Below are 8,882 nucleotides of genomic sequence, written 5' to 3' on the forward strand. Positions count from 1 at the left end.
CAGCAAAAGATGTCTCATGCCCTTATGTCCGCTCCTACGCCGATATTGGCTATAGGCCAGGGGCTCGATCTGGGCCGGAAGCGGACTGTCTCCTGTCGAATAGAATTTCCTTGAAGTGGACAATGGTTCAAAAGTACTCCTCCTTCTTGGACATACGAAGATCATGCTTTGAACTCAGTATACATGTGATTGTTCTCGACTGGCACTTGAGATGCTAGGCTCGCAAGATGACTGACGACCAAAGGTTATCGCGACTTTTTAGCTACACCGTGTTCCATCTCGGAATGTACATTCCCCTGGGTGCAGCCCTTCTAACCGTCATCAGTTCGCCTGGACTGACGAAAGTCCTAGGAATCAGCACCGCCTCACCGGCGATATGGGTCATAATCTGCGGTATATTGGTGGCGGGCATTGCGGGTGCGGTAGTAGCCACGGCATGCATCACGGCGCAGAAGTTCGAAGATGTCTGGGAAAACAAGATAGGCGCATACGGCGCTGCACCTATGTCAGGAAGGTGGTGGGCCAAACTGGAACATGCAGCCTTCTGGTGCGCTGTGATCGCATTTGGCTTGCTAATGCTTGGTTGATCACTTTCGAGCTAATTCTCAAGATATCCCCGCTGATCGTCTCAATATGGGGACCTTTTGTTGCCCTTCACCACCTCGCTCTCTATGCTGAACAGAGCAAGAACAATGGGCGGCAGCTATGGGCAAGAACATTTGTATTTTCTCGGACGGCACGGGACAGGCGGGCGGGGTTCGACCTGACCAGCGACTGAGCAACGTCTACAAGATTTACCGCGCTGCCCGCGTTGATCCTTCAAATACAATCGATCCTGCCGAGCAGGTTTGTTTCTATGACCCCGGGCTTGGCACGGATGATGATGTGAGAAGCGGATTCACGGGCATTGGACGATCGCTAAACAAGCTTCTTTCCTCTGCTACTGGGCGTGGCATCACACAAAACATCATCGACTGTTATGAGGCGATCCTGAACCTTTATGAGCCCGGCGACAGGGTTTTTCTGTTCGGGTTCAGTAGGGGTGCATATACTGCGCGCTGTGTCGCCAACCTAATCAGCCTTTGCGGCATTCCGACAACTGACGGCGACGGTAACCTTCTCCCAAAGCATACCAGCAAAACCCGCGCGATCGCTCATGAGGCTGTCGTGAAGGTCTATGAATATGGCGCTGGTGGAGCCGCCAAGAAGCATTTTAGGGCCAAGCATGAGCTTGGACGCCGCTTTAGGACGAAATACGGCTCTGGCGATGATGACGGCGCCAATGTCTATCCGTATTTTGTTGGTGTCTTCGACACGGTCGCCTCGCTTGGCTCGAAAGGCATAGTCCGCTTTTTGATCTCAGCTTTCCTGATTTTGTTGGCGCTTGGTGTGATTGGCGGGCTGTCCTATCTGACAAGCTGGCTCTTGCCGCTCTCATACTGGGTATCATTTGGTGCCTTCGGCTCGCTCAGCCTCCTTTATGCCGGCTGGAGAACTTTCCGGTCGTCCTTCAAGCGCATCAAGAATTTTCCGGAGAAGGGGAAGAGCCAGTGGCATTTCGCCAAATGGCGAATGAAGAATTACGACAGAGGTCTGAGCACACGCACGGGCTATACTCGGCACGCAATTGCGATTGATGAAACCCGCGCAGACTTCCCTCGCGTCAGGTGGGGTTACAAGCAACTCGACTACACGCGAGATGGAGATATCGAACCGTTTGTGCAGCTCTGGTTCGCTGGCAACCACTCAGACATTGGTGGCAGTTATCCGGAAACGGAATCTCGGTTGTCCGACATCGCTCTCAAATGGATGATCGATGAAGCGCGCTCTTTGCCGGAACCGCTGAAAATTGACGATGAGAAGCTCAATATCTTTCCTTCGGCATCGGGCATGCAGCACTGTGAAGTTGAATCCGTGCGTGACTCTTATCCCCGTTGGTGGCCACAAGGATTTCGCAAGAGCTGGAAAGAGAAAATCAGAAAGGCTGTCTTGGGGGCACCCGTCCACAAGTCAGTTCATGATCGCTTTGCCCTAACCTCGATACACAAATGCGGAAGGCAAGAACCTTATCGCCCTGAATCACTTCGCGAGGATAGTCGCTTCGAGCGCTACTATAATTGAGTGTATGCTCACTCTGAATAGACTGGGTTTGCGCCCATTTGATCGCGCACCTGTCTTGATTGCCAGAGTCTGGACCAGAAGCGGTCTGTTTGCTTTCTCAATCTGAATTCGAGACGGCAGACAATCAGCGTTTTAAACCCATACGACATGTCGATCGTCAGGATTGGCCTCAGCACCAGTTGGCAACCGCAAGAATGCAGCAAATTCATAGCCGATCTGTTGCTTGATCTGTTGGAGCTTCATGATGTCGAGTTCATCTTTCACCGGATTGGTTGTCTTCTTGACTTCGATGACCAATAGATTCGCGTCGTCGTCGCCGGGATGGTGGACGATAATGTCCGGAAAAATTCGCGCTGACGTCAATTCGCCAGCAGAATCTGGGAGTTCAATCTCCTTTGGATAGACCCCATGCCTATTGTACTCCACGTGGACCGAGTAATCCTCGAATGTCCGCTTCAAAATTGCTGCTAGGCAGGCGCAAATTGTGCGTTCACTAACGTCGAGAGTGAGGATCGTCGCTTCTTCTTGTTGAAGCGTGGCTATCGCTTCCTGGATCGTCGCCTTGATCGCCTGGCCGTCCATTGAACACCTTTCCAGATCACGCCCATTCGCAACTCCGAGATAGCAACCAAATGGCCATACGGCACCCTACCTCATCTTTGGAATGGTATTTGTCGTCCTAGCTCCCGGCTCAATTTTGAGTTTGTTGCCGACTGTAAGCTTCTGGCGTGTAGAACAATCCGAGGGGGCAGTGGCGTCTCATGCAGCTTCCGACTTCTCAACATCTCCGCAAGCTTTGCAGCTTGTGACCGGCCATTCTCGATCAAATATGATCGGGCCATGACCATCATCGACAATCTCCACTTGGCAGGCCTTTGATACTTCACCTCCCAATGAGCCGATCCTGCTCTTTCGAGCAAGCGAAACGCGATGCAGTGATTGGCTGGGTGCATTGAGAAGGCAGTCCAAAGCCAACTCACCCAGCATTGCATTAATGAATTCGAGTTCAACCGGGCCGTAGGGTTGATAATGCGCGCCGCATGCCGGCTCCTCGAGGTTTGCGTCTGCCCCTTCCTGCCAGTCGATGGCCACGAAATCCGGCCGTCCCACTTGGCTCATATGACACTGAATACAGCCATCTTCATGTGCGACGACCACACCGTGACCCGCGCACGCATGCGCCTCAGTCCAACCGTAGAGCACCGGCTGAGCGCGCCCATTCTCAAGATGCCATCGATTCAATTCATGGTCAGCGGACCAGCTTCCGGTCGCGGATATGATCAGATCTGCATCAGCCAACGCGGGATCGTTTGTCCCAACTACGCTGCGGACGTCGTGATCTCGGAACTCAACGTCGAGGTGTGGAAAATTTGACGCCAAATGATCCTGCATTGCTTGTGCTTTGTTCTTTCCAACATAGGCAGCGCCAAGTGGGTGTCTGCCGATGTTTGCCCAACTGAGAACGTCGGGATCGACCAGAACGATCTTGCCGACTCCGGCACGCGCAAGCAGGCATGCAATTGGTGCGCCGACCGATCCGCATCCGATGACGACGATGGTTTTGTTTAGTAGTGTTGCAGAGCGCCCGTCGGCACCGCGTCCGTGCACCCATGCAGCATCAGCGCGTGCGACCCCCGTTCTCCTGATCCCCTGCTGCCCAAAAGTCCTGGTTACGAGGACATCACGCGGCGTCTGACCAGATCGAAAGCCCTTGGACAGCCTATTGGCTTCTCGGCCCTTGCGGGCCAAACGACTCGAGCGACCTGGCAAATGCATAGCTACCAAGCCCGGACCACCTCGGCCCCGAGCGCCCAGTAGGATTACCAAGCTGTCGGCGTTCTCCGAAGCCACCTGACGCACGGTCTCTTCGGAACCTGCCCCAAGGCTCCGCGCCAAAGCTAAGACGTCCGCCCCTTTCTGAGGATATTCGCTAGGCAAGGGCGGTTCAGAAGACCAAAGAAAGGCCGCGTCTTCGCATTTTACCGAACGCGTCTCAGTGAACCGGTTGCGCACCCATTTTTCGACGCTCGCAAGGTCCTCGCCTATGACCTGCAAGCCGCGGCCACGCCAAAGCTTCACAGTTCTCGAGGGTGGCGCCGGATCGATCAAGCTGATGACCTCTTCACCTCGACCGTGCGCGTCATACGCCCAATAGGTAAGGAACTCTTCTTTGAAGTCGCGGTTTACGATGGCTCCTTCGAGCAATTCCTCAATAAGGCGAACCGATCTATTCAGAAGGTTTTCAGCGACCGATACCGGATTGTCTGGATCGCATTCCGCAAGGTTTGGCAGAAGACACAGAGTGCCATCCTCCTCGACATGCGGCCACGTCAAAAACGGTGGACGTTCACGCAACGCCGTTCTTACGGGGACGAGAGGGAAATGCTCGTTCGCCACGATGTCGATTTGACGCACATTCTCGTCAGAGAACTCAATCGGAATTCGCCAGCCTTTCACCCATCGACGTCTGCCATAGCACGCTCGTAATTCACTAGCGGACAAACGTTCAGGCACGACTCCGGTCTTCAGCCGAAGTTGCGCTTCAAGTTCGAGCGCCGCTCGCCGAAACTCCAGCGAGCGGCCGCTATCAAGCATGCCGCCCTCCGCCAGCACTCTCGATAGATGAAGCCGCTGCCGCTGTACCAGATAGGACCGTCGAAACGCCTACGATTGCAGGGCCCTTCGAGTTTGCTCGCTGCTTTTCTTCTAAGCGCTCACTGAAGAAGGTCGTTGCGAATACCTTATCCCAACATTTCAATGCCGTCTCGCGAGAGCAGTCTGGGTCGAATAGCGGTTGGAGATTCTCGATCGCTTCCGTCAGTTTCGATCGGAATAATTTCGCTTTGGCGTCTTCTGGGCCATCGGTAATGGTTTCGTCGGGCGTTACCGGATGCTCGATCACAAGCCAAAGGTCGAGGCGATCACGGATAGCGACCATCGTATCATACAAGGATTCGTCCTCGCGAGCCCTCGCTCGGAACCGTTCTGTAATCAGCTTGGTGATACCAAAGCCACTTAGCATACGCCCCTTCCAGCTTGCGCGACTTTTGGCGAACTGTTTCAGATCCCGATTGATGCGACGGATCTGTTGAGCGTCGGAAGACTTGCTCCTCTGGTCCTCGTACCAAGAAGTCACGTCGCGAGCGTCCGACCTCTTCCAACCGGAAGAAGACGCCAGCTCGTGAAAAATTTCGTCGCCGAGGACTTCGTCAACGACAACAGTCCGGTAAACGGGAATGTCGATATGATATCCGGCGTCGTAGTGCACTCGTAAGCAGTTTAGTTTAACCTCGGGCGGTGTCTTGAAGCGACCATCATCAAGCGCGTCACGCACCATTTGCCGAGCCTGCAAAACTGTCATTTCCGCGCCGCGCGGGCCAATTAGGTCTTCCTTGAGGAAGTAAGCGCCGTCGTCGATGTCGTAATCGTTATCAGGGTCCTGGATCATTGTCTTCATGGCGTAACTGCCTTGGCTGACGAACTCTTTTGGCGCCGGGTTTTCGGCCTTGTTCAAGCCATTGCGCAGACGGTCCCGGTTGGTATTGCGCCGGTTGCGCATCTGGTTCTGAGCGGTCGTCGGCAAAGTGACTTGCTGATCATGATAGGCGCGAATATCTTTGGAGCAGTCGTGCATCTTATCTTCCTTAAGTGGAGGCGGGCAAACTGGAGAGTGGAACTTCGGGAGCAGGCTCAAGCTCTTCGAAGAGGCGACGGATCATCTGGCCTTCGGCATTGTGCGGATCATCGCATGCGCTTTTTGTTAGATCCGCGTCGGTATTCGCCTGAGCAATAAGCCTATCCATTGCTTCCGGCCGTGTGTCGTCTAGTGCGAGGAAAGGCATCATGCTGGCCGGAACCGGCTTGTTCGGAAACCGAATACGTCTAATTGACCTACCGCAATCGCTGAGTACGCCGGCCAGAAGGCGGGCCATATTGTCAAAAGCGAACTCCTGGGCGGAGATACTAAGCGGCCCCACATCTGCACCGAGGGACCAATCAAGCATCGACCGGTGGACCTCATCTTCGGAGACATGCTCTCCTTCGGGCCTTGGACATGTGCCAAGCGAGAACAGCTCGATGGGCTGATGCGGAGCAGCGTTCGCCAGCGCATCGATCAGCGCAACGAGGATGGGATTGTTAGCCCATAGGCCACCGTCGGCAAAGACTTGTTTCGGACCCTCTGGACAGTTTGGATCGGCAACCGCCGCGAGCGAGCGATAGATCGGCGCAGCACTGCTCGCCATGCAGATGTCGACGAGATGATAATTGTCGTCGCGAGAGCCACTCTTCAGTGTCTTTTTGAATACAAGCGCCCTGTGTTCGCTCATCAAAACGGTCGGGATCGCGAGCGAGATACCGCGCAAGTTATAGACGTCTGCCAGTGATACTTCGCCCAAAACGTTGGTGAGGGCACAGCGAAGCGCGGTATCGCCTTCGCGCACATACTTCCCACCCTTGGGCACACGCGCCAATGCGCTGCGCTTGCCCGCAATTCGGTGCGGGAAAATCTTCGCTCCATGTTGTCGATAAAGGCTTACCACCTCATCCATTGAGTTTCCGTTGGCCAGAGCGCTGGCTACGATCGCTCCGGTACTGGTGCCCGCGATCAAGTCGAAGCCCTTGCCAAGATCGAGAGCCTCCTTGCCCCGTCCTTTGGCGAAATGCCCAGACAACCGGGAAAGAAAGGCAGCTGTGTAGATGCCACGCATTCCGCCGCCATCCAGACTAAGCGCCCGATAAGGCGCTAGGGTCACACCGGCTTCATTTTCTGGCTCGTTGCCACCCATTACCCACCTGTTCCTTCGATCCTGACATGCTTGCCTCGAGTCGCCCGCTCGTCCATATGATATGGGAATGAAGTGAAAACGCGTCAAGAAATGCGACGCGATATTTTTTTAGCATCGAGTAGATGGAGGGTTTTGAGTGTCCGACGGCCTTAAGTGGGGAGTGCAGCGCCGGCTCGAGTTCATCGATTTCAGGTTGTTTTGGGATGGCAGGTTTAATCGAAGTGATCTCTCGGAGACTTTCGGGATTTCACCGCAGCAGGCATCATCCGATATCTCGCAGTACGAGAAGCTGGCGGCCGCCAACCTCGAATATGATCGAGCTAAGAAGGCCTACGTTCGCACTTCTGAGTTCAAGCCTGCACTCGTTGGCGATACGATCGAGCGATATCTGCTTCAGCTTGTAGCAATCGAAAACGAATGGATGAGGCCCGAAGACACGTGGTTCGCTGCCCTTCCACCGGTTGAGATTGTCACGCTGGGACGACGTCGTACAGATCCTGACATCTTGTTGAGCCTTTTGGATGCCATCCGCAGTAAAAATGAAATCGACGTTCGCTATACATCGATAACCGGCTCCTCCGAACCACCTCGGACAATCGCTCCTCATGCCCTCTTTCATAGTGCTGGCGCGTGGTATGTGAGATCATGGTCTCGCGAGCACAATGACTTCAGGTTCTACAACATCAGTAGAATCACGTCAGTCAAAGCTGTTCGCTCATCGCTTATCGATCCGGCTCTCGATTTCGAGTGGATACACGAGCTTGACTTGATACTTGCGCCGAATCCCCAACTCGGCGCCGATCAGCTGGCCGCTGTCGCTACTGAGTATGGAATGAAAGATGGGGAGCTAAGATTTCCCTGCCGGTTGGCCCTTAGTTTCTTCCTTATTGTGGAGCGCAATCTCGATCTGCAACCAGGCCTGCTCGATGCCAACAGACAGCAATTGGTGCTAGAAAATTACGAGGAAGTCGAACAGGCCAAGGCATCGGCCAGGAAGCTGTCAAAACAAGCTTTGACCCGGGTAATCGAGAATGCAACCGGTGAGGAGTAGTAGGCAATCGACAGGCCGGTTTTGCGCACTGACAAACGGGACCAAGATACCGTGCGTATAGTCTCGACAATTCTATTCGGAAGCCAAGCCCGAAATGATCAGTCAGAATCCTCCGACACCGATCTGCTTCTGATATGTCTGGAAAATGATCGAAAGCATGTCTCGGCCGGAAGTCTCTCACTATTTCTTTATTCGTGGAAGAGCTTGATAGAAGATGCCCAGAACGGCGACTTGTTCGTCTGTCACCTCGTACACGAAGCCAAACCTCTAATCGATCCTGAGGACTACCTTGCCAAACTACGTGACCGGTTCAAGTTTCGTGCCAGCTACCATCAAGATATCGATAATGCCATTGATTTTGCTTGGTTTTTGATCTTGCAAAGCGACCAGATCAACGATGCCCTTCTGGCAAAGCGAGCGCTCTGGTGTGTGCGCACAGTGTTGATTGCAGACGCAGCCAATCGGAGTGAAGCGATATTTGCACCGCAACAACTTGCTGAACGGACCTCCTCAGAGGCAGGCCGCCGTATTCTGCAATCGCGTCATGAAAAGATCGGTTCTGCCTGGACCAAGCAACTGCTCGAGGAGTTTATGTCTGACATCGGCTATCGAGCCGCGCCTCGATCGCTAAAGTCGGTTGACGATTTCAGACGACGATTTGCCGACACCGGCAATAAGGTAGCAATGCAAACTATGAATCAAGAAGAGGAAAGCAGGAGCGGGTATACCTAACTCAAAGCAAACCAAACTTGATGCGATTGTGTTCTCGGCAACGTCACCTATTCGAACTTTGTTCGCAGATGGCCGCTTTCAGGAAGGTGCCGGCCAATCAGCTATGACCGACTATGGGGCGCATTTCTGCCGCGCAAGAAATTTGCTTTCCGTTTCCGGTTGCCCCGGTTCTGAGAAGTCCGATCTCGCCT

The 8,882-nt window shown here is 53.9% G+C and carries 8 protein-coding genes; 4 read left to right on the plus strand and 4 right to left on the minus strand.

Features of this window, described 5'->3' with window-relative positions; all coding sequences use genetic code 11:
* The first annotated feature begins 284 nt into the window (after positions 1-284).
* A complete protein-coding gene (locus Q0778_RS16230; RefSeq protein ID WP_298337791.1) occupies positions 285-587 on the plus strand; it encodes a hypothetical protein in 303 nt (100 codons plus the stop codon).
* A gap of 118 nt (positions 588-705) precedes the next feature.
* A complete protein-coding gene (locus tag Q0778_RS16235) occupies positions 706-2,121 on the plus strand; it encodes a DUF2235 domain-containing protein (protein ID WP_298337794.1) in 1,416 nt (471 codons plus the stop codon).
* 132 nt (positions 2,122-2,253) lie between these two features.
* Here Q0778_RS16235 and Q0778_RS16240 read toward each other — a convergent pair whose 3' ends face one another.
* The 4 genes from Q0778_RS16240 to Q0778_RS16255 form a co-directional block, all read right to left on the minus strand.
* On the minus strand, positions 2,254-2,703 hold the full coding sequence (locus Q0778_RS16240) for a hypothetical protein (RefSeq protein WP_298337796.1): 450 nt from the start codon (positions 2,701-2,703) through the stop codon (positions 2,254-2,256).
* A 177-nt stretch (positions 2,704-2,880) separates the two neighbouring features.
* The gene (locus tag Q0778_RS16245; RefSeq protein ID WP_298337799.1) at positions 2,881-4,716 is read right to left on the minus strand and encodes a ThiF family adenylyltransferase; all 1,836 of its coding nucleotides are present in this window, start codon (positions 4,714-4,716) and stop codon (positions 2,881-2,883) included.
* Positions 4,709-5,755, minus strand: a complete 1,047-nt coding sequence (locus tag Q0778_RS16250) for a cyclic GMP-AMP synthase DncV-like nucleotidyltransferase (RefSeq protein ID WP_298337802.1) — start codon at positions 5,753-5,755, stop codon at positions 4,709-4,711. Before Q0778_RS16250 ends, Q0778_RS16245 begins: the two co-directional genes overlap by 8 nt.
* 10 nt (positions 5,756-5,765) lie before the next feature.
* A complete protein-coding gene (locus tag Q0778_RS16255; protein ID WP_298337804.1) occupies positions 5,766-6,908 on the minus strand; it encodes a patatin-like phospholipase family protein in 1,143 nt (380 codons plus the stop codon).
* 136 nt (positions 6,909-7,044) lie between these two features.
* Here Q0778_RS16255 and Q0778_RS16260 point away from each other — a divergent pair, with 136 nt between their 5' ends.
* Together Q0778_RS16260 and Q0778_RS16265 are read left to right on the plus strand one after the other, a co-directional pair.
* Positions 7,045-7,959 carry a WYL domain-containing protein gene (locus Q0778_RS16260; protein WP_298337807.1) on the plus strand — a complete coding sequence of 305 codons (915 nt, stop codon included), beginning with the start codon at positions 7,045-7,047 and terminating at the stop codon, positions 7,957-7,959.
* A gap of 51 nt (positions 7,960-8,010) precedes the next feature.
* Positions 8,011-8,691, plus strand: coding sequence for a nucleotidyltransferase domain-containing protein (locus tag Q0778_RS16265; protein ID WP_298337809.1), 681 nt, complete (start codon positions 8,011-8,013; stop codon positions 8,689-8,691).
* Positions 8,692-8,882: the final 191 nt, after the last annotated feature.

Origin of the sequence: uncultured Erythrobacter sp. (assembly GCF_947502395.1) — a bacterium.
In the GTDB taxonomy this organism is placed as follows: domain Bacteria; phylum Pseudomonadota; class Alphaproteobacteria; order Sphingomonadales; family Sphingomonadaceae; genus Erythrobacter.

What these genes read in the sequence shown, in the direction of transcription:
- Q0778_RS16230 (WP_298337791.1), top strand. Translation starts at nt 285, where the DNA reads ATGTACATTCCCCTGGGTGCAGCCCTTCTAACCGTCATCAGTTCGCCT.
- Q0778_RS16235 (WP_298337794.1), top strand. Translation starts at nt 706, where the DNA reads ATGGGCAAGAACATTTGTATTTTCTCGGACGGCACGGGACAGGCGGGC.
- Q0778_RS16240 (WP_298337796.1), bottom strand. Translation starts at nt 2,703, where the DNA reads ATGGACGGCCAGGCGATCAAGGCGACGATCCAGGAAGCGATAGCCACG.
- Q0778_RS16245 (WP_298337799.1), bottom strand. Translation starts at nt 4,716, where the DNA reads ATGCTTGATAGCGGCCGCTCGCTGGAGTTTCGGCGAGCGGCGCTCGAA.
- Q0778_RS16250 (WP_298337802.1), bottom strand. Translation starts at nt 5,755, where the DNA reads ATGCACGACTGCTCCAAAGATATTCGCGCCTATCATGATCAGCAAGTC.
- Q0778_RS16255 (WP_298337804.1), bottom strand. Translation starts at nt 6,908, where the DNA reads ATGGGTGGCAACGAGCCAGAAAATGAAGCCGGTGTGACCCTAGCGCCT.